At 62.4% G+C, this 26,742-nt stretch carries 21 protein-coding genes and 3 tRNA genes; 4 read left to right on the forward strand and 20 right to left on the reverse strand.

Features of this window, described 5'->3' with window-relative positions:
* Position 1: 1 nt before the first annotated feature.
* From U5A67_RS33700 to ltrA (U5A67_RS33735), 8 genes are all read right to left on the reverse strand, one after another.
* Positions 2–514, reverse strand: coding sequence for a GNAT family N-acetyltransferase (locus U5A67_RS33700; protein ID WP_321817739.1), 513 nt, complete (start codon positions 512–514; stop codon positions 2–4).
* Between the two features lie 78 nt (positions 515–592).
* Positions 593–865: a DUF2164 domain-containing protein gene (locus U5A67_RS33705; RefSeq protein WP_321817740.1), complete on the reverse strand. Its 273-nt coding sequence runs from the start codon at positions 863–865 to the stop codon at positions 593–595.
* A gap of 142 nt (positions 866–1,007) precedes the next feature.
* A tRNA-Cys gene (locus tag U5A67_RS33710) sits at positions 1,008–1,081 on the reverse strand.
* 74 nt (positions 1,082–1,155) lie between these two features.
* Positions 1,156–1,231 (reverse strand) — tRNA-Gly (locus U5A67_RS33715).
* A gap of 70 nt (positions 1,232–1,301) precedes the next feature.
* Positions 1,302–1,377: transfer RNA gene (locus tag U5A67_RS33720), tRNA-Gly, on the reverse strand.
* A 259-nt stretch (positions 1,378–1,636) separates the two neighbouring features.
* A complete protein-coding gene (gene pgsA / locus U5A67_RS33725; RefSeq protein ID WP_205984179.1) occupies positions 1,637–2,227 on the reverse strand; it encodes a CDP-diacylglycerol--glycerol-3-phosphate 3-phosphatidyltransferase in 591 nt (196 codons plus the stop codon).
* Between the two features lie 136 nt (positions 2,228–2,363).
* On the reverse strand, positions 2,364–4,622 hold the full coding sequence (gene uvrC, locus U5A67_RS33730; RefSeq protein WP_321817741.1) for an excinuclease ABC subunit UvrC: 2,259 nt from the start codon (positions 4,620–4,622) through the stop codon (positions 2,364–2,366).
* 249 nt (positions 4,623–4,871) lie between these two features.
* The gene (gene ltrA, locus U5A67_RS33735; protein ID WP_321817742.1) at positions 4,872–6,575 is read right to left on the reverse strand and encodes a group II intron reverse transcriptase/maturase; all 1,704 of its coding nucleotides are present in this window, start codon (positions 6,573–6,575) and stop codon (positions 4,872–4,874) included.
* A gap of 1,220 nt (positions 6,576–7,795) precedes the next feature.
* Between ltrA (U5A67_RS33735) and earP the strand changes: the two genes are divergently transcribed.
* From earP to U5A67_RS33755, 4 genes are all read left to right on the forward strand, one after another.
* Positions 7,796–9,049: an elongation factor P maturation arginine rhamnosyltransferase EarP gene (earP, locus tag U5A67_RS33740; protein WP_321817743.1), complete on the forward strand. Its 1,254-nt coding sequence runs from the start codon at positions 7,796–7,798 to the stop codon at positions 9,047–9,049.
* A 183-nt stretch (positions 9,050–9,232) separates the two neighbouring features.
* Positions 9,233–9,790: an elongation factor P gene (gene efp, locus U5A67_RS33745; protein WP_205984182.1), complete on the forward strand. Its 558-nt coding sequence runs from the start codon at positions 9,233–9,235 to the stop codon at positions 9,788–9,790.
* A 283-nt stretch (positions 9,791–10,073) separates the two neighbouring features.
* Positions 10,074–10,286: a CsbD family protein gene (locus U5A67_RS33750; RefSeq protein WP_205984183.1), complete on the forward strand. Its 213-nt coding sequence runs from the start codon at positions 10,074–10,076 to the stop codon at positions 10,284–10,286.
* Positions 10,287–10,731: 445 nt separating this feature from the next.
* Positions 10,732–12,117, forward strand: coding sequence for a sigma-54 dependent transcriptional regulator (locus U5A67_RS33755; RefSeq protein ID WP_321817744.1), 1,386 nt, complete (start codon positions 10,732–10,734; stop codon positions 12,115–12,117).
* Positions 12,118–12,206: 89 nt separating this feature from the next.
* Here U5A67_RS33755 and nagZ read toward each other — a convergent pair whose 3' ends face one another.
* From nagZ to U5A67_RS33815, 12 genes are all read right to left on the reverse strand, one after another.
* On the reverse strand, positions 12,207–13,247 hold the full coding sequence (gene nagZ / locus U5A67_RS33760) for a beta-N-acetylhexosaminidase (RefSeq protein WP_205984185.1): 1,041 nt from the start codon (positions 13,245–13,247) through the stop codon (positions 12,207–12,209).
* Positions 13,248–13,344: 97 nt separating this feature from the next.
* Positions 13,345–13,752: a holo-ACP synthase gene (acpS, locus tag U5A67_RS33765; protein WP_321817745.1), complete on the reverse strand. Its 408-nt coding sequence runs from the start codon at positions 13,750–13,752 to the stop codon at positions 13,345–13,347.
* An 80-nt stretch (positions 13,753–13,832) separates the two neighbouring features.
* A complete protein-coding gene (pdxJ, locus tag U5A67_RS33770) occupies positions 13,833–14,600 on the reverse strand; it encodes a pyridoxine 5'-phosphate synthase (protein WP_205984187.1) in 768 nt (255 codons plus the stop codon).
* Positions 14,597–15,628 (reverse strand): DNA repair protein RecO, encoded by a 1,032-nt coding sequence (gene recO / locus U5A67_RS33775; RefSeq protein ID WP_321817746.1) that lies wholly within the window; start codon positions 15,626–15,628, stop codon positions 14,597–14,599. Before recO ends, pdxJ begins: the two co-directional genes overlap by 4 nt.
* Before the next feature lie 65 nt (positions 15,629–15,693).
* Positions 15,694–16,599 (reverse strand): GTPase Era, encoded by a 906-nt coding sequence (gene era / locus U5A67_RS33780; protein WP_241023592.1) that lies wholly within the window; start codon positions 16,597–16,599, stop codon positions 15,694–15,696.
* A gap of 54 nt (positions 16,600–16,653) precedes the next feature.
* Positions 16,654–17,820, reverse strand: a complete 1,167-nt coding sequence (gene rnc / locus U5A67_RS33785; protein ID WP_241023594.1) for a ribonuclease III — start codon at positions 17,818–17,820, stop codon at positions 16,654–16,656.
* Between the two features lie 153 nt (positions 17,821–17,973).
* Positions 17,974–18,870 (reverse strand): signal peptidase I, encoded by an 897-nt coding sequence (gene lepB / locus U5A67_RS33790; protein ID WP_321817747.1) that lies wholly within the window; start codon positions 18,868–18,870, stop codon positions 17,974–17,976.
* Between the two features lie 21 nt (positions 18,871–18,891).
* The gene (gene lepA / locus U5A67_RS33795; protein WP_205984189.1) at positions 18,892–20,685 is read right to left on the reverse strand and encodes a translation elongation factor 4; all 1,794 of its coding nucleotides are present in this window, start codon (positions 20,683–20,685) and stop codon (positions 18,892–18,894) included.
* 176 nt (positions 20,686–20,861) lie between these two features.
* Positions 20,862–22,568: a group II intron reverse transcriptase/maturase gene (gene ltrA, locus U5A67_RS33800; RefSeq protein ID WP_321817748.1), complete on the reverse strand. Its 1,707-nt coding sequence runs from the start codon at positions 22,566–22,568 to the stop codon at positions 20,862–20,864.
* A gap of 1,145 nt (positions 22,569–23,713) precedes the next feature.
* Positions 23,714–24,040, reverse strand: a complete 327-nt coding sequence (locus tag U5A67_RS33805) for a glutaredoxin family protein (RefSeq protein ID WP_205984307.1) — start codon at positions 24,038–24,040, stop codon at positions 23,714–23,716.
* 61 nt (positions 24,041–24,101) lie between these two features.
* The gene (locus U5A67_RS33810) at positions 24,102–25,637 is read right to left on the reverse strand and encodes a DegQ family serine endoprotease (RefSeq protein ID WP_205984190.1); all 1,536 of its coding nucleotides are present in this window, start codon (positions 25,635–25,637) and stop codon (positions 24,102–24,104) included.
* 20 nt (positions 25,638–25,657) lie between these two features.
* Entirely contained in the window at positions 25,658–26,737 is a 1,080-nt protein-coding gene (locus tag U5A67_RS33815; RefSeq protein WP_205984191.1) for a MucB/RseB C-terminal domain-containing protein, read from the reverse strand.
* Positions 26,738–26,742: the final 5 nt, after the last annotated feature.

Raw genomic sequence — 26,742 nt, forward strand, 5'->3', positions numbered from 1 at the left:
CTTATTCGGAGCGCATCCAGACGTGCGGGATGCCGTCTTCGTCGTGGATCTCCGAAACTGGCTTGAAACCGAACGCGCCGTAAAACTTCTGTAGATGCGCCTGCGCGTGCAGACGCATCGGCACGCCCGGCCATTGCTGCGCGATATGGCCGATCGCGCGTTCGAGCAGGCCGTTGCCCAGCTTGATGCCGCGAAAATTCTGCGATGTCACCACGCGGCCGATGCGCACGTCGGCGTCGTTTGCATCGGGCAGCAGCACGCGCAGATAGCCCGCGAGTTCACGCGCGCCGTTGCGCTCGCCCCAGGCGAACAGGTGCCAGGCATCGGCGTCGAGACCGTCGATATCGCCATAGACGCAGTTCTGCTCCACCACGAACACCGCCGAGCGCAGCGCCAGCATCGCGTAAACATCGCGTGCGCTGATGGCATCGAAGTGACGCCACTGCCACTCGAGTTGCGCCGCCGGCAATGCGGGCGAGTTGGCAAAGGACACGGCGGGAGACTGCGCAGTCATGGGATTTCCGTCAAAGCTGGCTGAAAGGTCGATTATGCCTTGCGGCACGAGCGGCCCACAAACGCGGACTTTGCGGATTCACTTGCGCCGCCGCGGGGTTTCGAACTTGCGCCAATACTCGAAAGGCTCCTCGTGCAGATCGATATCGAGTTCGACGATGCGGGCCTGCATGCGCTCCTGCGCATCGGCAATCGCACGGTTGTAGACAGCCGGTGCGATCTCTTCGAGAAAAAACCCCAGCAGCGCGCCCGCCGCGATATTGCCGATCGGCTCTTCCATGTTGGCGTCGAAGTAACGCTGGATCGACGCGATCGCGGCCGCGCGTGCGTCCTCGGAGAGTTCGATGGGCATGGCGGAATCCGGGTGGGAGAAGGTCCGGGTATTGTGCCCTGCTCGCTTTGTGCGGCGGACATTCGCAGCGCGATGAACAAGCGCACAAAAACCGCCGCAGAAAAAAGAAAAGCCACCCGAAGGTGGCTTGTCTTGTTCTACCTGGAGGCGCGAGCCGGAGTCGAACCGGCCTAAACGGCTTTGCAGGCCGCTGCATAACCGCTTTGCTATCGCGCCAGAAGCGGGCTGTTTGATGCGAATGCCTTTTGGCTCGCCAAACAAAAGGGGAAGCGCTGCTTCCCCTTTCTAAATGGAGCGGGAGACGAGGCTCGAACTCGCGACCTCAACCTTGGCAAGGTTGCGCTCTACCAACTGAGCTACTCCCGCATAACCTACCGTACTGCTTTTCCTGCCTGGCACCTCGTTTCACATTTCTGCAAAACGCTGCACCTTAATATGGAGCGGGAGACGAGGCTCGAACTCGCGACCTCAACCTTGGCAAGGTTGCGCTCTACCAACTGAGCTACTCCCGCATGGGTTACTGCTTTTTACTGCTTCACCGTTGATTTGCCACTTATCTTCGACTATCTCCACCGCATCTGCTTCGTTTGCTGCTTGTCGTGCAGCGGAGAAGTGAGATTATGTAGAACCCGCTTCATCCTGTCAACACCTTCGCACGAACTTTTTGAAAAAAGATTGGCGGGGAGGTGAATCAACGTACCTGAAAGCCCCGCCAGACGTGCGTTACAGCGCGAAAATACCGGCCGAAAATATTTGCAGATGAATCTGCGCTTACAGACTGCCCCGCTCGCGGATCTGCGGCCACGCCAGTTTCATGTAGTAAAGCATCGACCAGATCGTCAGCACGGCGGCGACATAGATCAGCCAGGTGCCCCAGACGCGCGCGTCGAACAGCGTCGTGCCGCCGATCGTGAGCGGCGCGTAATACAGCAGCATGGGAATCGCCACCATCTGGCAGGCGGTCTTGAACTTGCCGAGCTGGTTCACGGCAACGCTACGCGATGCGCCGATCTGCGCCATCCATTCGCGCAGCGCGGAGATTGCGATCTCGCGGCCGACGATCACCAGCGCGATCACCGCGTCGAGTCGTTGCAGGTGCACGAGCACGAGCAACGCGGCGGTCACCATGAGTTTGTCGGCGACCGGATCGAGGAAGGCGCCGAACGACGAGGTCTGATTCCATTTGCGCGCGAGAAAGCCGTCGAACCAGTCGGTCAGTGCGGCCAGCACGAAAATCAGCATGGCCGACATGTTCGCCTGCATCGGGCTCAGCATTGTCTGCGGCAGATAGAACACGCCAACCACGAGCGGAATCAGCACGATCCGCAGCCACGTCAGGAGAATCGGGATATTGAACGGCATCGTGTGGCGCAGTCTGTCAGGGGGAGATTGCAATTATGGGAGATGCAATTGTGCCGCGTCGCTGCACCTGCCACAAGCAAACGTAAGGAAGCAAGCGGGAAGCAGGCACGAAGCAGGCCGACGCGGCGCGCGGACATCAATGGAGTTGCTGGTAGATCTGCTCGGCGAGCGAGTGTGAAATGCCTTCGACGCTCGCCAGATCCTCGACACTCGCCGCCATCACGCCGCGCAGTCCGCCAAAGCGCGCCAGCAGACGTTGACGGCGTTTCGCGCCCACGCCTTCGAGTTCTTCGAGTCGCGAGGTCTGCCGCGTCTTGCCGCGCTTGGCGCGCATGCCGGTGATCGCGAAACGGTGCGCCTCGTCGCGGATCTGCGCGACCAGCATCAGCGCTGCGCTTTCCTTGCCGAGTTCGAGCGGCGTGCGGCCATCGGCGAACACCAGCGTTTCGAGGCCCACCTTGCGCCCTTCGCCCTTGGCCACGCCCACGAGCATGGCAGGGTCGAGTCCGAGTTCGTCGAAGACCTGACGCGCGATTTCGACCTGCCCCTTGCCGCCGTCGATCAGCACGATATGCGGCAGCGTGCCGCCCGCGGCGACCGGTTCCGCGCCATCGCCGCTCACCGAGGAATCGGACGGATCGGCGCCTTCGGCCTGCAGCGTCTGCGCTTCGTCGGCTTCGTTGCGCGCGGCCTGCGCGACCATTTTCTCGTAGCGGCGCGTGAGCACCTGACGCATGGCCGCGTAATCGTCGCCGCCGGTGATGCCGGTGATGTTGTAGCGCCGGTACTCGCTCGACTGCATCTTGTGATGGTGATAGACCACGCACGACGCCTGGGTCGCCTCGCCCATCGTATGGCTGATGTCGAAACACTCGATGCGCAGATGCGCGAGATCGTCGAGTTCGAGCCCAAGCAACTGTGCAAGCGTGCGTGTGCGCGCCTGCTGCGAGCCTTGTTCGGAAAGCAGACGGGCGAGCGCCAGGCGCGCGTTCTGTTCGGCCATCGCGAGCCACGCGCGCTTCTGTCCTTGCGGCTGGCGCAGCAGCACGACCTTGTGGCCGGCCTGCCCGGACAGCACATCGACGAGTTCGCGGTTCGCGGGCGGATGGCTCACCACCAGCACCGGCGGCACGCGATTGCCGAAGTAATGCTGCGCGATGAACGCGTCGAGCACTTCGGATTCGATGCCGCCAGCGCGCGATTTGCGCGTGGACGACTTCGGTGCGGCGGCGGCGGCTTCCATTTCTTCTGCGCCCTGGGCGTCCGATGCGTCCGAAACTTCACCGCCCTGCGCGACTTCATCGTCGAGATCGGCAGCGATGGCGAGCGGATCGGGCACCTCGGTGTCTTCGGCAGCCGCTTCTTCAGCCGCTTCTTCGGCTTCGGCTCGCGCTGCTGCGCCTTCCACCAGCGCCTTGCGCGCCAGCGACGGCAAGGACTTCAGCGCCGCGGCCGCCACCACCGTGTCAGCGCCGATCTCTTCGGCCACGCCGCCTTCGTCGTCGGTGAGCGCACGCTCGACGTGCGCCGGGAAATACGCCTTGTCGCCCAGATGCCGGCCGCCGCGCACCATCGCCAGATTCACGCAGACGCGCCCGCCCAGCGCCACGACCGCGAGAATATCGACGTCGCTATCGCTGCCGGTCTCGATCGCCTGCTGATGCAGCACGGTCGACAGCGAACTCATCTGGTTGCGCACCGCCGCGGCCTGCTCGAACTTCAGTTCGCTGGCGAACGCGTGCATCTTGGTCTCCAGCTCCTTCATCACTTCGCCCTGGCGGCCCAGCAGAAAACGCGACGCATTGCTCACATCGCGCGCGTAATCCTCCGCGCTGATCGCGCCCACGCACGGCGCCGTGCAACGCGCGATCTGATGCAGCAGACAAGGCCGCGTGCGGTTGTTGAACACCGAATCCTCGCAGGTGCGCAACTGGAACACGCGCTGCAGGATCTGGATGCTCTCGCGCACCGCGTAAGCGCTCGGGAACGGGCCGAAATACTGATTGTTGCGATCGACCGCGCCACGGTAGTACGCCATGCGCGGAAACTTGTGGCCGGTGAGCTTGAGGAACGGATAGGACTTGTCGTCGCGAAACAGAATGTTGTAACGCGGCGCGAGCGCCTTGATCAGGTTGTTTTCGAGCAGCAGCGCTTCGGCTTCGGAGCGCGTCACCGTGGTCTCGATACGCGCGATGCGCGTGACCATCATGGCGATGCGGGGCGAAAGCTGCGTCTTGTTGAAGTAGCTCGAGACACGCTTTTTCAGGTCGCGCGCCTTGCCCACATAGAGCACCGCGTTCTGCGCGTCGTAATAGCGATAGACGCCCGGCAGGTGCGGGAGCTGCGCGAGGACCTCTTTCGGGTCGAAAACGGCGGGTTCGGTGGAAGCGGTCATCCAGTGCGGGGCGTTCGGTGTCGGGCCGGTGGCAGGCCGGTATCAGGCCGGTATCAGGCCGATAACAGGCCAGTAGCAGGCGGGGGCGCGTCGATGGCACCCTTTGCCGCCTTCGCGACGCCGTCATGCCGGTGTCTGGAGGATAGCCCCCTCTCTTTCCAGAGAAGGGGCCCCCTAAGAACCGTACGTGCGACTTTCATCGCATACGGCTCCAATCTACGTTAATAGTTTCCTATTCAAAGTCCCGTCTCACCTGACCGGAACCGGCTTCGTTACAGCAAGATTACCAGCATGCACCCGTCGGTGGCAGTCAGGGTGGAGCAGTACCCGGTTGGAGAGCGCATCTGATCCGCCATACATCCGATATTCCAGATGATGGTCGTGCCAGCCCGTCTCGTCCGTTAAGGCACCATCACAGAGCGCACACACGCCGCCCTGCGACGAGTACAAGCGATACCACTGCTTCGGATAGCCTCTGGATTGCTCCATGCGCTTCTGCCGCAGCGTCTCACCGTACTGTTCCCATTCAGGATCAAAGGGGTTGAACTCCCGCTTCACCTTCTCCTGCCGCTTGATCACCGTGCTACTCAACGGGTACAGATCAAACAGCCCCTTACTACCGTCTTCGCGTACTTCGGGGGCAGCAAACACCCAATTCCGTTCACCCACCGAGTGGAAGTATTTCTGTTTCACCCATTGGGCGCCCTTCTTCGGATGTCGCCGTGTCGCCCACCGCCAGAGCCTCTGAAATACCTGGTGCTCCATGCGGTTGTACGCCTCTTTGGCAACTACGGGACTGTGATATTGCGCCCAGCCACGTAGCATTGGATTCAGCTTGCGAATAAGGTCCGCCTGCTTCATCGTCTTGTTGCCGCTGATCGTTTCCGCCACCTTGCGATAGAACACTTTCACGTTCTTCTTGCTCGGTTTGATGAGCAGCTTTCCCGAATATTTTCGGAAATTCCACCCAAGGAAATCGAAGCCGTTGCCAATGTGGGTAATCCGCGTTTTTTCCTCCGATAGTTGCAGTCCCCGGTTTGCAAGGAATGCTTCCACCCAAGGTCTGATTTCGCTTTCGAGCATCTCTTTTGAAGAGCCGGTGATCACGAAATCATCCGCGTATCGCACCACGTGAACTTTAAGCTTCGCAGATTTCACGATCCCAAACTTAGCACCGAGGTGCTGAATCAAGGCCCGCTCCAACCCGTTCAACGCAATGTTTGCCAATGTTGGGGAAATGATGCCCCCCTGAGGCGTTCCGGCTTCTGTCGCCTGATACCGGCCCTGATACAACAGACCGGATTTCAACCACTTCCGCAAAATCACCCTATCCATAGGGACATGGTGTTCCAGCCAGTCGTGACTGATATGGTCAAAGCACCCCCTTATGTCCGCCTCTAATACCCATTGGGACGAAGCCTTTCTGGATAGAGAAACAAACAACTGGGCCATAGCGTCAGCCGTCGAACGATTTCTCCTGAACCCGTATGAGTTCGGGTCGCCCGTTGTTTCTGCTACGGGCTCGAGGGCCAGTAGGTAAAGGGCCTGCATCGCCCTGTCCCGCATGGTAGGAATGCCCAGCGGGCGCTGCTTACCATTAGCCTTCGGGATATAGATCCTCCGTAAAGGCAGGGGTCTGTATCCACGCCGCTTCAACCTGTCGACTGCTGCCAGCCGACTTTCAGGCGTTTCCCACAGTTCGCGATCGACTCCCGCCGTTCGCGCGCCAGTGTTCTGCGTAACACGTCGTACCGCATACAGCTTTGCGGACGTCGTGCGGGTCAACATTCGTTGCAGAGCTTTCACCCTGCGCCATTTGCCTTCCCGCGTCGCCTTCGCAATCCGAATCTGCATTCCCTTCACGTTCCGTTCAACTCGCCGCCAGTCAATGGCATGCCAGTCATCCGGCGCGTGGGAAAGCGCAGACTCATCCTTGCGGATCAGTTCTTCCATGCTGCTCTCCTACCAGAAAAAATAGAAATTTCCCCAGCAGGAGACGCATCTTTCCCCGACAGGGAGCAGATACGCCCCCCGCGGGGAAATATTTCAACGTAGTACGAACGAATCCGCACTACTCCAGTTTCAAGGGTCTATCAGCCGTCTTGCGACGGTAGACCAGACGGAAGTCTGCCCGCTTTCGCGTGGGGTGATGTCCCAACCCCTATGCCGCCCATTACAGGCAGCCATTCGCTTTCTCCGCCATCCCGTACCCGCATCGCCAACAGATCCCCTTACGGTTCCCCTGCCAGTCGACTTCGACTGGCGACGATACGGGCTTACCACGTTCCCTGACTGTCACACGACCGACTTAGGTCCTGCCTATTCCCCGGTGGCACTCCGATGACGCAGTCCAAATTCCAAGTGGACTGACCGGCCACACGCCGTTTTGGCTGAAGCCCAGCAGCATTTGGCTCCACACTCGTAACGAGGTTTATCAGCAGTTCACTTTCATTGACCATATCGGTCAGCCTAGCTCTTGGACCGTCGCTGCTGACGGTCTTCCAAGTAAGTGCCTCACGGCGCCAACTTGCCCGAAATATCCGGGGGCTACATTGTCAGAAGAGCTTCACACCCCACCGTTACCAGTGGCGCATGTCTTCCTAGGCTACATTTGGTCATACAAACGGTTCGCTGCTGCGCTCATGTAAGCCGCAGATGAACAATGACAGGCAGAGCTTTCCTTCAGAGCGTCACTATGTGCAGATTTGGGCACGAGTCATCACAGCCCGACCAAATGGTGGCTGAGAAACCTGCGCTATTTTCTTTTTAGCGTCGAAATAATTCGTAACGAAACCCCTGACGGGATGTCGCACGCACACAACACTTTCTGCATTAATTCAGCGTCTTGAACCATCCAACCGAAGTCGAACGGCAAGTCACTGGCAAGCACCTCCCAACTTTTGCACCCCCGATATAAGACCGGAAGTGCCGCTGGAAAGCCTCGCGGCTCCTTACGTGATGCCACTTTTGGAGATGTGACGCTCTCACACGAAGGGTGTCGTGTCGCACTAGAATCGCAAGTTTAGATCATTCCGCGTGGCCCCGAACCCGCCGCCCGGCCTGCCCGTCTGTCGCTGCAAGGCCGCGCTGCTATTCGAACGCTCCCGGACAACCTGGTCGCGCTGTGTGCTGCGACCGCGCCCCCACTCTCCATCGCGCGCTATCCCGCCACCATGCCCCACGATTCACGCCCGCCCGCCGCAGCAGGCCACGACCACGCGCCAACCGGCTCGACGCCGCGCATCGCCTGCGACCTCTTTTGCGCGGTGATCGATAATTTCGGCGACATCGGCGTGTGCTGGCGCCTCGCGCGTCAGCTTGCGCACGAGCACGACTGGGAAGTGCGCCTGTTCGTCGACGATCTGCAGTCTTTCCAGCGCCTCTGTCCCGCGCTCGATCCGCAGCGCCTGACGCAGCGTGTCGAAGGCGTCGTGGTCGAGCACTGGCACGAGCCCACGCATGCCGGCGAAACGCTGAGCATCGCCGATGTGGTGATCGAAGCATTCGCCTGCGAACTGCCGCCCGTCTATATCGCGGCGATGGCGCAGCGCGAGCGCAAGCCGGTCTGGTTCAATCTCGACTATCTGAGCGCCGAAGACTGGGTCGCGGATTTCCATCTGCGTCCGTCGCCGCACCCGCGTTATCCGCTGCTCAAGCACTTCTTCTTTCCGGGACTCGGCAAGGGTACGGGCGGCGTTTTGAAGGAACGCGATCTGGATGCGGCGCGCGCCGCGTTCGAAGTGTCGCCGCAAGCGCGCGCCGCGTGGTGGCAAAGCACGACCGGCGGCCCGCCGCCCGCCGCCGACGCCACCGTGATCTCGCTCTTCGCCTATGAAAACCCGGCCGTGGACGCGCTGCTCGAACAATGGCGCGACAGCCCCACGCCGATCGTCCTGCTGGTGCCGCAAGGCCGCATCTCGGGCGCACTGGCGCGCTTTTTCGGCGTCGATGCCTTCGCTGCCGGCGCGCGCGCCGAGCGCGGTTCGCTCACCGCGCACGGTCTCGCATTCACGGAGCAACGCGGCTACGACGCCCTGCTGTGGGCCAGCGATCTGAATTTCGTGCGCGGCGAGGATTCCTTCGTGCGCGCGCAATGGGCTGCGCGCCCGTTCGTCTGGCACATCTACCCGCAATCCGACGACGCCCATCTGCCCAAACTCGACGCCGCCCTCGCCCACTACGCCAGCACGCTCGACGATGCGCCGCGCCGCGCGCTCGAACGCTTCTGGCACGCGTGGAACGGCAACGGCGCAACCGAAGCGCAGCCAGGCGGCGGCAAAGCGTCCGAAGCGATGGCGAACTGGAGCGAATTTGCTGAGCACTTGCCGGCCTTCAAGGCCCGTGCACAGGCGTGGGCGCGCGAACTCGCGCAGGCCGGCGATCTCGCTGGAAATCTAGCCGGATTCGCAAAAACTCAGTTAAAATAAGCGGTTACCCGACGGCAGCCGTCTCAAGCGCTTCGATGTTTCTAACCGCGTTTGCAATCCGCCGTTCTCACCCCAATACGCGGGCAGCAGTACGAGAACGGCCGGCGCGGACACTCGAATCGCTTGCGACGTTTGCCGTTGCGCACACTCGAAGCTATTTAAATCTGGACAGGACAGTTTTTTATGAAGACCGCACAGGAACTCCGCGTCGGCAACGTCGTCATGATCGGCAGCGACGCCATGGTCGTGCAGAAGGCCGAGTACAACAAGTCGGGCCGTAACTCCGCCGTCGTGAAGATGAAGTTCAAGAACCTGCTGAGCGGCGCAGGCATGGAAACCGTGTACAAGGCCGACGACAAGTTCGAAGTCGTGGTGCTCGAGCGCAAGGAAGTGACCTACTCGTACTTCGCTGACCCGATGTACGTGTTCATGGACGCCGACTACAACCAGTACGAAGTCGAAGGCGAGATGATGGGCGACGCCCTGAACTACCTCGAAGACGGCATGGCTTGCGAAGTCGTGTTCTACAACGAGAAGGCCATCTCGGTCGAACTGCCGACCGTGCTCGTGCGCGAAATCATCTACACGGAACCGGCTGTCAAGGGCGACACGTCGTCGGGCAAGGTTCTGAAGAACGCCAAGCTGCAAACCGGCTTCGAACTGCAAGTGCCGCTGTTCTGCAACATCGGCGACAAGATCGAAATCGACACGCGTACCAACGAGTACCGTAGCCGCGCCTAAGCCCAAACGGCGCTTTTATGCGCCGTGCGGCCGCGCGAGCACCGCTGCCGTGCGATTTTCCATGCGTGGCGGATGCAATCGTAAAAGCGCCCCTCGGGGCGCTTTTTCTTTTTTTCCCGAGCGTGTATGTTTGTGACTTCATGGGAAAACCTTACCGGTTTTGCGCACGCGCAAAATAGCCGCAGCTTGCTGCGGTAAGGCGAGGTGCTCATGGCATGGTTCCTGCTGGCTTCGTTTTAAGATAGCGCGCAAGCGCCCTTCCACCGAAACCAGGAGAGACTCGATGAACAACGACATCGCTGAAGGCAAGTGGAAGCAGTTGATCGGCAAGGCCAAGGCCGCGTGGGGCGAGTTGACAGACGACGAACTCACCAAGGCCGAAGGACGCGCGGATCGGCTGGCGGGACTGATCCAGGAACGTTACGGCAAGACGCGTGACGAAGCGGAGCAGGAAGTGAAGCGCTGGTTTGACGCGCACCGGCCGTTCGACGACTGAAACATCGGCGTCGATCGATATCCGGGCGTGAATTAACGCGGTCCGCGGCGACGAGTTCGAAGCTCGAACCGGTCGCCGACGGACTTGCAGAAGCATTGGGGGTAGGACAGACCGAACGCCGCGAGCCTTGAACTTCGCGGCGAATCGGGGCTGCGCGCAGGCATGGCGCGGCGGTACGCAGGCGCTTCAAACGAAAAACGATGCGAAGAACGCCGCGGCCGCAGCAGCTTGCCACGCGACAATCTGGGGAGGACCGGAGCTGAACAATCTGATTCGAGACACGCAGGTGATCTCGGTGACCACTTCCGTATCGTGCCGCGCCCTGGCGCGCCGTCACGTTGCGCCTGTCGCCTGGCGACCGGGCTGCGCGCGCCGTCGCGCCGCTCCGGCCGTCATGCGCCCCGCTTCACGCCTGCTTCACGCCCATCGGTAAGCCGCTTCCGCCATGCCACATGCCCTGATTGTCGAAGACGATCCCAATAGCCTGTCCGGCCTTTCCGCCATCCTGGCCGCCGACGGTTTTTCCGTCGATACGGCCGCCACCCTCGCCGATGCGCGCGCCGCCCTCGCGCGTTTCATCCCCGACGTCGTACTCGTCGACCTGAACCTGCCCGACGGCAGCGGCCTCGAATTGCTGCCCCACCTGCCGGCGCAGCCGCCCGGCGGCGCGCTGCCCGTGATCGTGATGACCGGCAACGCAACGGTCGAAAGCGCGATCGAAGGTCTGCGCCACGGCATCTGGGACTATCTGCTCAAGCCGGTCAACATTCCGCGCCTGCGCAGCCTGCTCGCGCGCATTCCGCGCCCCTACGAGCTGACCGAGGAAGTCCGCACGCTGCGCGAAAGCCTGCGCCTGCTCGGCCGCTTCGGACCTATGCTCGGGCGCAGCAGCGCGATCCAGCACGTCTACGACGCCATCGAACAACTCGCGCCCACCGAATCGGCGATCCTCGTGCACGGCGAGCCCGGCACCGGCAAGGAAGTCGCGGCCCGCACGCTGCATCAGCTGAGCCGCCGCCGCAAGGGACCGTTCGTGCTGTGCGACGCGCGTGCGCTCGCGGCCGAGGCCGCCAGCGGCCGGCCGCTCGCCAGCATCCTGTTCGGCCACGAGCGCGGCGCGTTCAGCGGCGCCGAGCAGCGCGAGCCGGGTCTGGTCGATCACGCCAGCGGCGGCACGCTCTTTATCGACGAACTCACCGACCTGCCGCGCATGCAGCAGGAAGCGCTGTTGCGCGCGCTCGACTCGCAGACCTTCATGCGCGTGGGCGGCAGCAGCGAAGTGGGCACGGATTTCCGTCTGATCGCGGCCACGCGCGCGGTGCCGCGCGACGCGGTCCAGCAAGGCATGCTGCACGAAGACCTGTGGCTGCGACTCGACGCCGCGGCGCTGCAACTGCCGCCGCTGCGCGAGCGCGAGGAAGACGCGGCGCTGCTGGCCGCCGCCTGCGTCGACGAACTGAATCTGGAAGCGCATACGCGCGGCCTCACCGGCACGACGCGTCTGGTGGCACCCTCCTTCGTGCGCGAATGTCTGGCTTACGACTGGCCGGGCAACGTGCGCGAATTGCAGGAGCGCGTGAAGCGCGCGTGGCACGCTTCGGGCGACATCCTCGAAACGCTGCAGGCCGAGGAAAGCAGCGGCGCCTCCACGCGCGACATGAACGGCGGTCGCGTGCAGGTGACGGTGGGCACGCCGCTCGCCGATGTCGAGGAAATGCTGATCCGCGCCACGCTCGATGCGGTGGGCGGCACGCGCCATCGTGCGGCGTCGCTGCTCGGCATCAGTCCGAAGACGCTCTACAACAAGCTCCAGCGCATGCGGCTGAATTAATCTTCAGCGCGTCCGGGACGTAAAAAAACGGCGGCCCCTTCGATACCGAAGGGGCCGCCGTTCTGCTTTCAGCTAACTGCCGGATCCGCTTAAGGCAATACGCTGCGCAGCAAGGCCTGCGCCGACAGATACGCCGGATCGGCGACCATCTTGTCCCAGCGCATCGCCTTGCCGCGCCCGCGCATCCTGGCGATGCGTCGGGCCGATGCCTTACGCTCGCGCGACGGCTCTTCGCTGCGCAGCGCGTCGAGCACCTTCTCGGCCTCGTGCGGCTGGTTGCAGATCAGCACCATGTCGCAGCCCGCTTCCAGCGCGGCGCGCGCGCCTTCGGTCAACGTGCCGCCCTGGCGCGCGGCTTCCATCGACAGATCGTCGCTGAAAATCGCGCCCGGGAAGCGCAGGCGCCCGCGCAGGATTTCCTGCACCCAGATGCGCGAGAAACCGGCCGGTTTGCTATCGACCTTCGGATAGATCACGTGCCCCGGCATCGCCGCCGCCAGCGACAGGCCGAGCCAGTCATACGGCTGCGCATCTTCGCCGAGGATCGATTCGAGCGGACGCTCGTCCACCGGCACCGCGACGTGCGAGTCGGCCGTCGCGAAACCGTGACCGGGGAAGTGCTTGCCGCAGTTCGCCATGCCGGCGAGCGCGAGGCCGTGATTCAGGCTCTTGGCGAGCATCGTGACGACGCGCGGATCGCGATGGAACGCGCGATCGCCCACCACCTTCGATTGCCCGTAGCCCAGATCGAGCACCGGCGTAAACGACAGGTCGATGCCGCAGGCGCGCAACTCGGCGGCGAGGATATAACCCACCGCGGTCGCCACCTTGGTCGCGAGCAGCACGTCCTTGTCCCACAGCGCGCCAAGGCGCCCCATCGCGGGCAGGACGGTGAAGCCGTCGGTGCGAAAACGCTGCACGCGGCCGCCTTCGTGATCGACGGCGATCAGCAGATCGTCGCGCACGGCGCGGATCGCATCGGTGAGCGCGACCAGTTGGGCGCGGTTTTCGTAGTGGCGCGCGAACAGGATCACGCCGCCGGTGGAAGGATGCGCGAGACGACGCACGTCGTCATCGTTGAGCGTCGTGCCGACCACGTCGAGCATGACCGGACCGGGAATTCGTTTCATCGATTGTTCGGGCATTAAGAGCACTTCATGGCCATACATCGAGGCCACATTGAAACCGCGCGCCATGCGCGCGGCGGGAGGGAAACCGGCGTGAAGCTCAGGCGCGCGGCTGGTCCGTTTCGGCGATCACGAACGAGACGGCATAGTCGCGCTCGTCGGTGATCGTCACCTGCGTGGTGATGCCGCGCTCCTCCAGCCAGAGCGCGAGCTCGCCCGAGGCGACCATGTACGGCTTGCCGCCGGGCGCGTTGAGCGTCTGCACGGCGCGCCAGGTCATCGGCATATGGATGCCCAGACCGATCGCCTTCGAAAACGCTTCCTTGGCGGAAAAGCGCGTGCACAGATACGCAAGGCCGCGCACTTCCGAACGGGCCTTGCGCGCGTGGTAGACCTTGAGTTCGTCGGGGCCGAGGATACGCTCGGCGAAGCGTCCGCCGGTGCGCTCCATCGTCGCCGCGACGCGGCTGATCTGGATGATGTCGGTGCCGATGCCGTAAATCGCCATGCGCTCCTCGTCCTTTGTTACGGTGTTTGAAGCAGCGTGCGCGCTTATTGACGCACTTATCGACGCGCTTATCGACGCACTCAAGCGCGCGCAGCCGCTACGCGCGCTGCAACCATGATCGCCTTCATTTCGCGCACGGCGTTCTCCCAGCCCGCGAAGATCGCATGCGCGACCACGGCGTGACCGATATTGAGTTCGTGGATGCCTTCGATCGCGGCGATCTGCTGCACGTTGGTGTAGTGCAGGCCGTGACCCGCGTTGACCTTGATGCCCAGCGCGACGCCACAGTTCACGCCCGCCACCACGCGCTCGTATTCGCGCTGCTGTTCGGCGGCTTCGTGCGCTTCGGCGTAACGGCCCGTGTGCAGTTCGATCACCGGAGCGCCGGCGGCCTGCGCGGCGCGGATCTGCGTTTCGTCCGCATCGATGAAGAGCGAGACGCGGATGCCCGCATCGGCCAGTTGACGGCAAGCCGCCGACACGGCCTCGAACTGCCCGGCCACGTCCAGACCGCCTTCGGTCGTCAGCTCGGCGCGCTTTTCGGGCACGAGGCAGACGTCGTGCGGCTTGATCTCGCAGGCGATGTCGAGCATTTCGGCCGTCACCGCGCATTCGAGATTCATGCGCGTCTTGAGCAGCGGGCGCAGCTTGCGCACGTCGGCATCGACGATATGGCGGCGATCCTCGCGCAGATGCAGCGTGATCGCATCGGCGCCCGCTTCTTCGGCGAGCAGCGCCGCGCGGATCGGATCGGGATAAGTCGTGCCGCGCGCGTTACGCAGCGTGGCGACGTGGTCGATGTTGATGCCGAGGTCGATCACGTTGGGCGAAGTCAGGAAGAAGCTCATAGGTTCTGCAGGTCGATCAGGATCTGGCGCGTCGCGAGCGGCGTGCCGCCAAGGTAAGTGTTCAGCAGGAAACGCATCAGCGCCTTGCTCTGCGCGACGGTCTGGGGACGATGGTAATCGTCCTCTTCCATGTCGAGCAACGTCTGGCCCGACAGCACGGGCCATTGCGCGGGCCATTCGTCCGAGGCCTCGCGCACGCCGCGCTCGGGATCGAACACGTAGCGGCCTTCGGCCACCACGGTCCTGCGATTGACGGTGCGGTTGAGCGCCAGCGCGTAGCCGGTGTCGCGTAGCAGCACGCGCTCGAACGAACGCAGCACCTGGACGGGCGGCAGATCGTGCGCGAGGCGCGTCAGCGTGACGACGTAGTGATTGAAAAGCGCGGGATGCGGGTCTTCGCGGGCGAGAAACTTCACGAGCAATTCGTTGACGTAAAACCCGCAGAGCAGCGCGTCGCCCACGAGCGGCAACATGCCGCCGACCCATTCGGCGCCGGTGAGCGTGCGCACTTCGCCTTTGCCGGTCCAGTTCAGCGTGAGCGGCTGGAAGGTCTGCAGCACGCCGCGCAGCGCCGAGTGCGGACGCTTCGCGCCCTTCGCGACCAGCGCGACGCGGCCATGATCGCGCGACAGCACGTCGATGATGAGACTGGTTTCGCGATACGGATAGCTGTGCAGCACGAAGGCCGGCTGCTCGCTCACGCGATAGTCGGATGCCGTGCTGCGCGAGGCGCGCGGCAATTGCGAGCGTGCGGTGGTTTTGCGCGGCGTGGCGCGGCGTTCGAGCGTGGCGTCGGCGCCTTCGCTCATGTCGCGCTCGCTCGATGCAGGCGAGCGCGCGCGGCGGCTGCGCGTGCCGCTGTTGCCGCTGGTGCCGCCGATGCTGCTATTGGCACCCGAGCTGTTTGAACTCCCCGAGCGCCGTGCGCGTGCCGCGCCGGCGCCGGGCGATTCGAAATCGGCGTCGTCGGCGCTCGCGTCGGGCGCGGACCAGTCGTCGTTCAGGGTTCCGGCTTCGCCGTCACTCATGCCCGCTCACTCGCACCTTGAGATTGCTGTCGCTGGATTGCGTTCTGGGATGAACGGACTACGCGTTACTCGTAGCCGTACGCGCGCAGGCCGGCTTCGTTATCGGCCCAGCCGCTCTTCACCTTCACGAAGGTTTCGAGATACACCGGACCGTCGAAGAGCTTTTCCATGTCGAGGCGCGCTTCGGTGCTGATCTGCTTGAGCTTGCTGCCCTTCTGGCCGATCACCATGGCCTTCTGGGTATCGCGCTCGACCAGGATCGTCGCGAAGATGCGGCGCAGACGCCCTTCCTGTTCGAATTTTTCGATGACCACGGTGCTTGTGTACGGCAATTCGTCGCCGGTCCAGCGGAACACCTTTTCGCGCAGGATTTCAGCGGCGAGGAAACGCTCGCTGCGGTCGGTCAGATCGTCTTCGCCGTAGATCGGCTCACCTTCCGGCAGATACGGCTTGAGCACCGCCAGCAGACGCTTGATGTCGTCGTTATTCTTCGCCGACAGCGGCACGATCTCGCGGAATTCGCGCTGCTTCTGCACTTCCTCGATAAACGGATAAAGCGTGGCCTTGTCCTTCACGCAATCGATCTTGTTGGCGATCAGGATCGTGGGCGCGCCCGGCGGAATCAGGTCGAGCACCTTTTGATCGTCGGGACCGAACTTGCCTGCTTCGATCACGAACAGCACGGCATCGACGGAACTCAGCGTCGAGGTCACGGCGCGGTTCAGCGAACGATTGAGCGCCGTGCTGTGGCGCGTCTGGAAGCCCGGCGTATCGACGAAAATATACTGCGCGTCTTCGGTCGTATTGATGCCGGTGATGCGGTGGCGCGTGGTCTGCGCCTTGCGCGAGGTGATGCTGATCTTCTGGCCGACGAGTGCGTTCATCAGCGTTGATTTGCCGACGTTCGGACGGCCGACGATCGCGACCATGCCGCAGCGGAAACCGGCAGGAGTGGAAATAGGTGCGTTCATGATCGGACCGGAGAAATAAAGCGGGGCGCGCGTGGTTCGCGCGCCCGGGTGGAATCAGTGGCCGGCGTCGGCGGCGCGCACGGGAACGGCCGCGCCGATTTCGGCGCTGGCCTCGGCGGAGCCGGAGGATGCGTTGGACGACGCCTTGTCGTCTTGTGAATCGTGACTGCCGTGTTGCCCGTGCTGGCTATCGCGGTTGCGCGAGGTGCGCGGCGCGATCGAAGCGGCGGACGGCACAGCGTCGAATTTGTCGGCAGCGGGCTTTTCAAGAATAGCGCGTTCTGGCTTTTCAGCGCCCCGCTCTGCTGCCTTCTCCTGCACGTGCGCGGCGCGGATCACCGCGAGCGGCGCCGTTTCGGCAGGATTGGCGCCCGCAGCGGCCGCCGCAGCGGCGCCTGCAACCGTGGTCGGACGCTCGCCGCGCCCACGGCGTTCCGGCGCGCGCAGATCGAGCGCGCCTTGCACGCCCGTTACGCCCGGCACGACGTCGATTTCGGCTTTCGGTGCGCGCGCGCCTTTCGAGCGGCGCGGCTTGGCGACCAGCGCGGGCGCGGCAGCCATCACCTCGTCGAGCGCCTTCTTCGCGGCGGCCTGTTCAGCCGCGCGACGGCTTGCGCCCGAGCCCGCAACCTTCACGTCGAGCTTGGGCACCGTGCATTCGACTTCGAACTGCTGATTGTGCGCCGCACCATGCGTTGCGACCACCGTATAGGTGGGCAGCGCAATCTTGTGACCTTGCAGATATTCCTGCAGCAGCGTCTTGGCGTCCTTGCCGAGCGTGCGCGGGTCGATGTGATCGAGGATCGGCACGTACAGGCGCTTGATGACCGTCTGCGCGGCGTCGAAGCCGCCATCGAGGAAGATCGCGCCGAAGATTGCTTCGAGCGCATCCGCGAGAATCGACGGACGGCGGAAACCGCCGCTGCGCAATTCGCCCTCGCCCAGACGCAGGCCATCGGCAATATTCAGGGCCTGAGCAATCTCGTACAGCGACTGCTGTTTGACCAGATTTGCGCGTACGCGCGAAAGATCGCCTTCGTCCAGCTTGCCAAAACGTTGGAACAATAGGGCAGCCACCGCGCAATTCAGAACCGAATCACCGAGGAATTCGAGGCGTTCGTTATGCGTGGCACTATGACTGCGGTGGGTGAGAGCCTGGCGCAACAATTCCGCATTGCGAAATTCATAGCGCAGCCGGCTTTCCAACGGAGATTGGGGCATGGGGAGAGTATAACGCGCCCGCCGCCCCCGGCGAAAACGCGGGGCGGCGGGCGAAAAACCGTGATGAAGCGGCGTTGCCGCGGGTTCTTCAAGTAGCGCGCGAAGATGCGTTGCGCGTAGCAGTCACGCTGCACGCGCAGATCGCATCCTGCGTTACTCGAACGAACCGATGCGCTTCAGGCTGCTGAAGTTCATCCAGATGAAGAACGCGCGACCGACAACGTTCGCGTCGGGCACGAAGCCCCAGTAGCGGCTGTCCGCGCTGTTGTCGCGATTGTCGCCCATCATGAAGTAGTGGCCTGCGGGCACCTTGCAGATCACACCGCGTGCGTTGTACTGGCAGTTGTCGCGATACGGATAATCATCCGCGCCGACGACGAACGGCGGCACCGCCGGGTTGTTCAGGATGTTGTTCTTGCGGCCGTTGCCGAGATCTTCCGTGAACTGCTTCGCGTAACCGATGCGCTCTTCGTCGAAGAAGTCGGCTTGCGGCGTTTCAGGCACCGGCTGGCCGTTGATCGTGAGCTGCTTGTCCTGATATGCAACCACATCGCCCGGCAGACCGATCACACGCTTGATGTAATCGACCGACTCGTCCTTCGGATAGCGGAACACCACCACGTCGCCGCGCTCGAGCGCACGGCCCTGCGTGATCTTCGTGTTGGTGATCGGCAGGCGAATGCCGTATTCGAATTTGTTCACGAGGATGAAGTCGCCCACCAGCAGCGTCGGCACCATCGAACCCGAGGGAATCTTGAACGGCTCGACGACGAACGAACGCACGAGGAACACGACCAGGATGACCGGGAAGAAGCTCGCCGTGTATTCGAGCCACCACGGCTGACGCAGCTTTTCGTTACGCAGGTTCTGGCGCGTAACCGGTGCGTTTTCGTCGGCGAAACGCTCGCCTACGCGTTCCTGCTGCCGGTCGAACTCGGCGACCGCCGCATCGGCGGCGAGGCGCCGGCGCGGCATGAAAACCAGCTTGTCTGCAACCCACGCGATGCCCGTCAAGATGACGAGCACAAAAAGGATCAGCGCAAAATTCATGTAGTGGTCCGTTGTTCGGGCTTATTTGTCTTCGACGCGCAGAATCGCAAGGAACGCTTCCTGCGGAATTTCCACAGTACCCACCTGCTTCATCCGCTTCTTGCCTTCTTTCTGCTTTTCGAGGAGCTTCTTCTTACGCGAGATGTCGCCGCCATAACACTTGGCCAGCACGTTCTTGCGCAATGCCTTGATGTTTTCACGCGCGATGATGTGCGCGCCGATCGCGGCCTGGATCGCCACGTCGTACATCTGGCGCGGAATGATTTCGCGCATCTTCGCCGCCACTTCGCGGCCGCGGTATTGCGACTGCGAACGGTGCACGATGATGGACAGCGCATCGACCTTTTCGCTGTTGATCAGCATGTCGACCTTCACGACGTCCGCGTTGCGGTATTCCTTGAACTCGTAGTCCATCGACGCATAGCCGCGCGACACCGACTTCAGACGATCGAAGAAGTCGAGCACGATTTCCGCCATCGGGATTTCGTACGTGAGCTGCACCTGACGGCCGTGGTACTGCATGTTGATCTGGCTGCCGCGCTTCTGCGTACAGAGCGTGATCACCGAACCCACATAGTCCTGCGGCATGTACAGGTTCACGGTCACGATCGGCTCGCGGATTTCAGCGATGCGCGAAGGCTCCGGCATCTTCGCCGGATTCTCGACCTTGATCAGCGTGCCGTCGGCCTGGACGACTTCGTACACCACGGTCGGCGCCGTCGTGATGAGATCCATGTCGAACTCGCGCTCGAGACGCTCCTGCACGATTTCCATGTGCAGAAGACCCAGGAAGCCGCAGCGGAAGCCGAAGCCCAGCGCCTGCGACACTTCCGGCTCGTATTGCAGCGAAGCGTCGTTCAGCTTGAGCTTTTCGAGCGATTCGCGCAGCGCGTCGTACTGGTTGGCTTCGACCGGATAGAGACCCGCGAACACCTGCGGCTTCACTTCCTTGAAGCCCGGCAGCGGCTCCGGCGCCGGACGGTTCACGAGCGTGACGGTATCGCCCACCTTAGTGGCGGCGAGTTCCTTGATGCCCGCGATGATGAAGCCCACCTGCCCCGCCGACAGCGATTCCAGGTTGCGCGACTTCGGCGCGAACACGCCGACGTGCTCGACCGGATACTGCGCGCCGGTGGCCATCAGCTTGATCTTGTCCTTCGGACGCAGCGTGCCGTTGACGATACGCACGAGCATGACCACGCCAACGTAGTTGTCGAACCACGAGTCGATGATCAGCGCCTGCAGCGGCGCTTCCGGGTCGCCCTTGGGCGGCGGCACATTGGCGATGATCGATTCGAGCACGTCCTCCACGCCGAGGCCGGTCTTCGCGCTACAGCGCGTGGCGTCGGTCGCGTCGATGCCGATCACGTCCTCGATTTCCTCGATGGCGTTTTCGGGATTGGCGGCGGGCAGGTCGATCTTGTTGAGCACCGGCACGACTTCCACGCCGAGTTCGATCGCCGTGTAGCAGTTCGCCACGGTCTGCGCTTCCACGCCCTGGCTGGCATCGACGACGAGCAGCGCGCCTTCGCACGCCGACAGCGAGCGGCTGACTTCGTAGGAGAAGTCGACGTGGCCCGGCGTGTCGATCAGGTTCAGGTTGTAGACCTTGCCGTCACGTGCCTTGTACGTGAGGGCCGCGGTCTGCGCCTTGATCGTGATGCCGCGCTCGCGCTCGAGATCCATCGAGTCGAGCACCTGCGCTTCCATTTCGCGGTCGGACAAGCCGCCACACAGCTGGATGATGCGATCGGCGAGCGTCGACTTGCCATGGTCGATGTGCGCAATGATCGAGAAGTTACGAATATGATCCATTCAGTACCGATCAAGCGAAAAAGGCGCGCCCCAACGATAGCTGGGCACGCCTCGTAAACAGATGAGTAGGGTAGCCCCCACCCTTTACAGGATAGGGGCCCCCTAGGAACCGTACGTGCGAATTTCTTCGCATACGGCTCGAGCCGTACCTTAAAGGTTTCCCTTCGCAAGCCCCCTCATTTCTCTGTCGGGGCCGGCTTAGTTACGGTTAAACCTCTAGCGTGGACTTTTCGGTGACAGTCCGGGTGAAGTAGTACACGATTCGACAAGGCATTAGTACCACCGTGCACCCGATATACGAGATGATGGTCGTGCCAGCCGGTGTCAAACTCCAGTGCTTGGTCGCAGTGGGCACACCCCCCGGCCTGCGACGTGTACAGCCTGAACCACTGCTTTAGATAGCCTCTGGATCGCTCCATCCGCTGCTGCCCCAGTTGTTCGCCATACTGCTCCCATTTCGGATCAAAGGGATTGAACTCCCCTTTCACCTTCTTGTGCCGCCTGATTTCTGTACCACTGATATGGTAGAGCTCAAGCAGCCCCGTACTGCCATCTTTACGTTCCGCGGGATTGGAAAACACCCATTGTCGATCCCCGACCTGCCGGAAATACTTTTTCCTGATCCAGTCGGCTTTCTTGTTTGAGTGCCGCCGTTTCGCCCACCGCCACAGCCTCTGAAATACCAGATGCTCCATGCGGCTGTACGCCTCTTTGGCAACTACAGGACTGTGATATTGCGCCCAGCCCCGCAGCATCGGGTTCAGCTTGCGGATCAGATCCGCCTGCTTCACCGTCTTATTCGCACCGATCGTTTCCGCCACCTTGCGATAGAACGCCTTCACGTTCCTCTTGCTCGGCTTGATGAGCAGTTTTCCCGAGTACTTCCGGAAATTCCACCCGAGGAAATCGAAACCTTCGTCTATGTGACTGATCCGCGTCTTTTCCCCCGACAGTTGCAGCCCTCGTTGTGCGAGGAATGCTTCCACCCAAGGCCTGACCTCATTTTCCAGCACCTCTGTCGAGGTCCCCGTGATCACGAAGTCATCCGCGTACCGCACCACATGCACTTTCAGCTTCAACGCTTTCCCGACCCCCAACTTCTCACCGAGGTGCTTAGTCAGGTCCCGTTCCAGCCCGTTCAGCGCCATATTCGCCAGCGTCGGGGAAATTATGCCTCCCTGAGGCGTCCCGGCTTCCGTCGCCTGATACCGGCCCTGATACAGCAGACCAGACTTCAGCCACTTTCGTAGAATCACCCTGTCCATCGGGACATGGCCTTCCAGCCAGACATGACTGATATGGTCAAAGCAGCCCCTGATATCTGCCTCCAGTACCCATTGGGCCGAAGCCTTTCTGGACAAGGAAACAAACAACTGGGCCATGGCGTCAGCCGTCGAGCGATTCCTCCTGAACCCATAGGAATTCGGGTCGCTCGTCGTTTCTGCCACTGGCTCGAGTGCCAGCAGATACAGGGCTTGCATCGCCCTGTCCCGCATGGTCGGAATGCCCAGTGGGCGCTTCTTCCCATTGGCCTTCGGGATGTAGACCCTCCGTAATGGCAGGGGCCTGTATCCGCGCCGCGTCAACCCGCCGACTGCTGCCAGCCGGCTTTCAGGCGTTTCCCACAGTTCGCGATCGACTCCCGCCGTCCGCGCGCCAGTGTTTTGCGTAACACGTCGTACCGCATACAGCTTTGCGGACAACGTGCGGGTCAGCATCCGTTGCAAGGCCTTCACCCTGCGCCATCTGCCTTCCCGCGTCGCCTTCGCAATTCGTATCTGCATTCCCTTCACGTTCCGCTCAACCCGCCGCCAGTCAATGGCGTGCCAGTCGTTCAGCCCGTGGGAGGGCGCAGATCCATCCTTTCGGATGAACTCTTTCATGCTGCACTCCTTTCCGGAAAAAGAAATTCCCCGGACAAGGAGGCGCACCACTCCCCCGACGGGGAGCGATAACGCCCCCCGCGGGGAATATTTCAATGCGACACGAACAAGTCCGTGCCGCTACCAGTTTTCAAGGGTCTAACAAACGTCTTGCGACGGTAGACCAGACGGAAGTGGGCCCGTTTTCACGTGAGGTAATGTCCCAACCTCTATCCACACCATTACAGTGAGGCATTCGCTTTCTCCGTCATCCCATACCCGCACCGCCATCAACGTCCCTTACGGTCCGCCTTGCCAGTCAGCTTCAACCAGCGACAGTACGGGCTTACCACGTTCCCAGCATGTCACACAACCGATTTAGATCCTGCCTTTTACCCGGTGGCTTAACGTCGACGTAATCCGAAGTTCCAACGGATTAACCAGCCACGTACCTTTTGGTTAGAGCCCAGCAGCATTTGGCTCTTCAATAGTAACGAGGTTTATCAGCAATTCACGTATGTTGACCATGTCGGCCAGCCTTGCTCCTCCACTCCTTGCTGCTAGGAGTGTCCACGCCGAAACCTCACGGCTCCAACGCGCCCGAAACCTCCGGAGGCTACGTTGTCGGCAGAGCTTCAAACCTCACCGTTACCAGTGACGCATGTCCGCCTAGGCTACTGCTAGTCGCATAGCAGGTTCACTTCCCCGTCAACTCATATGGGGTCGAACAATGACACACCAGACTACGCTCGTTTCCTGTTAAATACAGCATCACAGTGTCTAAAGACGCCGGAATCGCAGCCATTACTCCCGCTTTGTCAGCGGGAGCAACGCCGCTGACACGCGGTACCTGACGGCAATCAGGTAGCAGCAGTGCAACGCTGGGGGGATACCTCCCAATAGACGCCACACCGGCAACCCGGGCCTTCTGGCCCAAGTCGCTATTCCTACGGCCTCGTGGGCCGATTACTTCTTTCAAAGAGTTGCCGGCCTCACGGCTAGGGCTGCCTCTATTACGGACGACGCTGAGTCCGGACACGAGCGTGCGTGTCGCACAAAACCGAACTATTTTAGCCGAAAAGGGGTGTCAAGGGCGAACCGCGCTGTGAAGTCTTGCAGCGCATGTCCGATATGACGACTTTCGAGGCGGGATCGACAGCGTGCTGTCAGGTTCCGCTCGGCGGCTTCTTCGGTACGTAAGGGGTGTCGGCGCTCAGGCCCAGCGTGGCGCGCACGCGCGCCTCGTCGAGCCGGTAGCGGCACAGTTCGATGCCGTCGCAGACCAGCACCGGCACGAGTTCGTCATACCGCGCGACGAGTTCGGGGTCGGAATCGACATCGATAACATCGAGACGCGCACCCGCCGCTACCGCCAGCGGTTCGAGCGCCTCGCGCATTTCTTCGCAGAGATGACACCATGCCCGGCCGTACAGCACCAGATGCGCGCTGGCGCGCGAGACCGCGCGCGGCTGGGTAGCGGTCGAAGTGCGCATCGGTGTGGTGGGCATGATGTTGTCTCGCTTATTTCTGCTTGCAGCCGTCTAACGCCGCGGTTTACTTCTGCGCCGGCGCGCGCGGGCGAAGCGGCACGAACTGCGTGTTGTCGCCACGTCGCACGAGGATCGCGACCATCTTCTGCGTATCCAGATGCGAACTGACGTCCTGGAACTGCTTCGCGTTGGCGATATCGGTGTCGCCCACGCGCAGGATGATGTCGCCCTTTTGCAGACCGGCGCGCGCCGCGGGACCGTCCACCGCATCGACCACCACGCCGCCCTTGATCTTGAGTTGAGCCAGTTGATCGGCGGGAATGTCGGTCACCGACAGACCCAGCGCGTTCGCCGCGCGCGGCTTCGGCGCCGGCGCTTTCTTCGCGTCGGGCTTGCCGCCCTTGTCGGTCTGCATTTCGGCGATCGAGATCGGCAGGTCGCGGGTCTGGCCCTTGCGCCAGATCGTCACCGTCGCCTTGCTGCCCGGCTTGGTGTCGCCGACCATGCGCGGCAGATCGGTTGCGGCGTCCACGGTCTGGCCGTTGAACTTCTGGATGATGTCGCCCGGCTGGATGCCCGCCTTGTCGGCCGGTCCGCCCGGCTCGACACTCGACACCAGCGCGCCCTGCGCCTTCGGCAGACCGAGCGAATCGGCGACATCCTTCGTCACCTCGCCGATCGCCACGGCGATGCGGCCGCGCGTGACCTTGCCGGACGTCTTGAGCTGATCCGCCACGCGCATCGCCTCATCGATCGGAATCGCGAACGAAATGCCCATGAAGCCGCCCGTGCGGCTATAGATCTGCGAGTTGATGCCGATCACCTCGCCCTGCATATTGATGAGCGGACCGCCCGAATTGCCGGGATTCACCGCCACGTCGGTCTGAATAAACGGCAGATAGTCGCCGGTATCGCGCCCCTTGGCGCTGACGATGCCCGCCGTCACGGTGTTTTCGAGGCCGAACGGCGAACCAATCGCCACGACCCACTCGCCCACGCGCACCTTGTTCGAATCGCCAACGTTCACCGCCGGCAGATTGTTCGCCTGGATCTTGACCACGGCCACATCGGTGCGGTCGTCCACGCCGATGAGTTTGGCCTTGAATTCGCGCTTGTCGGTGAGCGTGACGTAGATGCTATCCGCATCGTCCACTACGTGAGCGTTGGTCATCACGTAGCCGTCGCTCGTCATGATGAAGCCGGAGCCGACGCCGCTGTTCTGTTCGCTGTCGCTACCGCTGTCCGGGCCGGAGTCCTGACCGCCCTGGCTGCCTTGACCGCCCTGCCCGCCGCCTTGACCGCCGCGCGGCGACTGGCCTTGCCCGCCCTGCGGACCTTGCGGCAAGGGAATGCCGAAGAAGCGGCGGAAAAATTCCGACATGTCGCCGTTATCCATGCCCGGCGGCAGATTCCCGCCCTGCGAGAGCGTCACGCGTGTCGTGGTGCGGATGTTGACCACCGAGGGTCCCACCTTGTCCACGAGATCGGTGAAGTCAGGCAGATTGGCGGCGGGCGCCGCCGTTGCCACGTGCGGGGCGAACGGCAGGCACACCGCCACCACCGCGGCCGCGAAGAATTTGCGCAGCGGGAGGATCGTCATATCGTAATCGGCCGTAGGAGTTACTTGGGAGCCTTGTATTCTATGGCAGACGCGAATTGCTGCAACGTGGCCTGGGGCACTTCGCCGAGCAGCGTGATCCAGTAATCCCCGTTGCGCTTGACCAGCACGTGGGTTGCGCCATTACTTCCCGCGCCTTCCTTGCGGCTGTTGTGCTCGACCGGTTCGACGAACACGGACACGGCCGAAAGGCCATCCGAGAACACCGCCTGGTCAACCGGAATGGGCGGCTCGCTCGCATCACGCGCGGCCATCGGGCGGCGCAATTCGCGAATCTTCGCAAAACCCGGCACCGTCTGGGCGAACGTCCAGCCCTGCGCTTCCATATCGACGCTTTGCAGCGGCGGACGCACCACCGTCCAGCCCGCCGTGTTGCGCATGCCGGCCACGATCGGCGCCTTGTCGACCGGCACGCCGATGCTCACCTGCGTAAACGACAGTTGCTGCAGCACCTGGCCGTTCGACGGATCGAGCGTCTGCGAACGCAGCAACAGGCCCGTCTTTGCGTCGGCCCACAGCTTGTAGGCGAAACGGTAAGCGTCCTTGGGATCGAGTTCGATGACCTGACTGTCGACGCCCGCCACGCGGTCGGAGCCGAGCATCTTCGGATCGTAGACGGACAGCACCTGATCGCCGCTCGTGGCGAGCAGCGCCGGGAAGGCGTCCTTGTTCTGGCGTTTTTCGACGACGCAGAGCTTGCGCTCCGGCACGAACGTGTAGAGGTCGTCGTTATGGCGCAACATCTTGCGCGGCTTGCCGTCGAGGCTTTCGAGCTGCTCGAACTCGCCTTCGCTCTTCGTCGCGTAATGCGTGATGCGCGTCGACTGCACGAAGTTGCCGCGCTGGTAGACGAAAGTGCCGGTGTAATTCTGCTGCTGGGCGGCCTGCTGGATGCGGTCGAGCCACTGCGCAGCGCTCTGGCGCGTGGCCGGGTCCGCAGCACGGGTGGCCGATCCAGCCGACGCGCCTTGCGCGTGTGCACGCGTAGAGGCAGACAGAGCGGTGAACATTACGGCTGCACAGCACAGAATTGCCGGCAACCGCCCCCAGAAAGTGTTTTTATTCAACCGCAATGTCTGCATCAGAC

This window comes from Paraburkholderia sp. J69-1, from assembly GCF_905220255.1.
In the GTDB taxonomy this organism is placed as follows: Bacteria; Pseudomonadota; Gammaproteobacteria; order Burkholderiales; family Burkholderiaceae; genus Paraburkholderia.

Excerpts from the sequence above, each read along its gene's own strand:
- U5A67_RS33700 (WP_321817739.1), bottom strand. The coding sequence starts at position 514 with ATGACTGCGCAGTCTCCCGCCGTGTCCTTTGCCAACTCGCCCGCATTG.
- U5A67_RS33705 (WP_321817740.1), bottom strand. The coding sequence starts at position 865 with ATGCCCATCGAACTCTCCGAGGACGCACGCGCGGCCGCGATCGCGTCG.
- pgsA (WP_205984179.1), bottom strand. The coding sequence starts at position 2,227 with ATGCCGTTCAATATCCCGATTCTCCTGACGTGGCTGCGGATCGTGCTG.
- uvrC (WP_321817741.1), bottom strand. The coding sequence starts at position 4,622 with ATGACCGCTTCCACCGAACCCGCCGTTTTCGACCCGAAAGAGGTCCTC.
- ltrA (WP_321817742.1), bottom strand. The coding sequence starts at position 6,575 with ATGGAAGAACTGATCCGCAAGGATGAGTCTGCGCTTTCCCACGCGCCG.
- earP (WP_321817743.1), top strand. The coding sequence starts at position 7,796 with ATGCCCCACGATTCACGCCCGCCCGCCGCAGCAGGCCACGACCACGCG.
- efp (WP_205984182.1), top strand. The coding sequence starts at position 9,233 with ATGAAGACCGCACAGGAACTCCGCGTCGGCAACGTCGTCATGATCGGC.
- U5A67_RS33750 (WP_205984183.1), top strand. The coding sequence starts at position 10,074 with ATGAACAACGACATCGCTGAAGGCAAGTGGAAGCAGTTGATCGGCAAG.
- U5A67_RS33755 (WP_321817744.1), top strand. The coding sequence starts at position 10,732 with ATGCCACATGCCCTGATTGTCGAAGACGATCCCAATAGCCTGTCCGGC.
- nagZ (WP_205984185.1), bottom strand. The coding sequence starts at position 13,247 with ATGAAACGAATTCCCGGTCCGGTCATGCTCGACGTGGTCGGCACGACG.
- acpS (WP_321817745.1), bottom strand. The coding sequence starts at position 13,752 with ATGGCGATTTACGGCATCGGCACCGACATCATCCAGATCAGCCGCGTC.
- pdxJ (WP_205984187.1), bottom strand. The coding sequence starts at position 14,600 with ATGAGCTTCTTCCTGACTTCGCCCAACGTGATCGACCTCGGCATCAAC.
- recO (WP_321817746.1), bottom strand. The coding sequence starts at position 15,628 with ATGAGTGACGGCGAAGCCGGAACCCTGAACGACGACTGGTCCGCGCCC.
- era (WP_241023592.1), bottom strand. The coding sequence starts at position 16,599 with ATGAACGCACCTATTTCCACTCCTGCCGGTTTCCGCTGCGGCATGGTC.
- rnc (WP_241023594.1), bottom strand. The coding sequence starts at position 17,820 with ATGCCCCAATCTCCGTTGGAAAGCCGGCTGCGCTATGAATTTCGCAAT.
- lepB (WP_321817747.1), bottom strand. The coding sequence starts at position 18,870 with ATGAATTTTGCGCTGATCCTTTTTGTGCTCGTCATCTTGACGGGCATC.
- lepA (WP_205984189.1), bottom strand. The coding sequence starts at position 20,685 with ATGGATCATATTCGTAACTTCTCGATCATTGCGCACATCGACCATGGC.
- ltrA (WP_321817748.1), bottom strand. The coding sequence starts at position 22,568 with ATGAAAGAGTTCATCCGAAAGGATGGATCTGCGCCCTCCCACGGGCTG.
- U5A67_RS33805 (WP_205984307.1), bottom strand. The coding sequence starts at position 24,040 with ATGCGCACTTCGACCGCTACCCAGCCGCGCGCGGTCTCGCGCGCCAGC.
- U5A67_RS33810 (WP_205984190.1), bottom strand. The coding sequence starts at position 25,637 with ATGACGATCCTCCCGCTGCGCAAATTCTTCGCGGCCGCGGTGGTGGCG.
- U5A67_RS33815 (WP_205984191.1), bottom strand. The coding sequence starts at position 26,737 with ATGCAGACATTGCGGTTGAATAAAAACACTTTCTGGGGGCGGTTGCCG.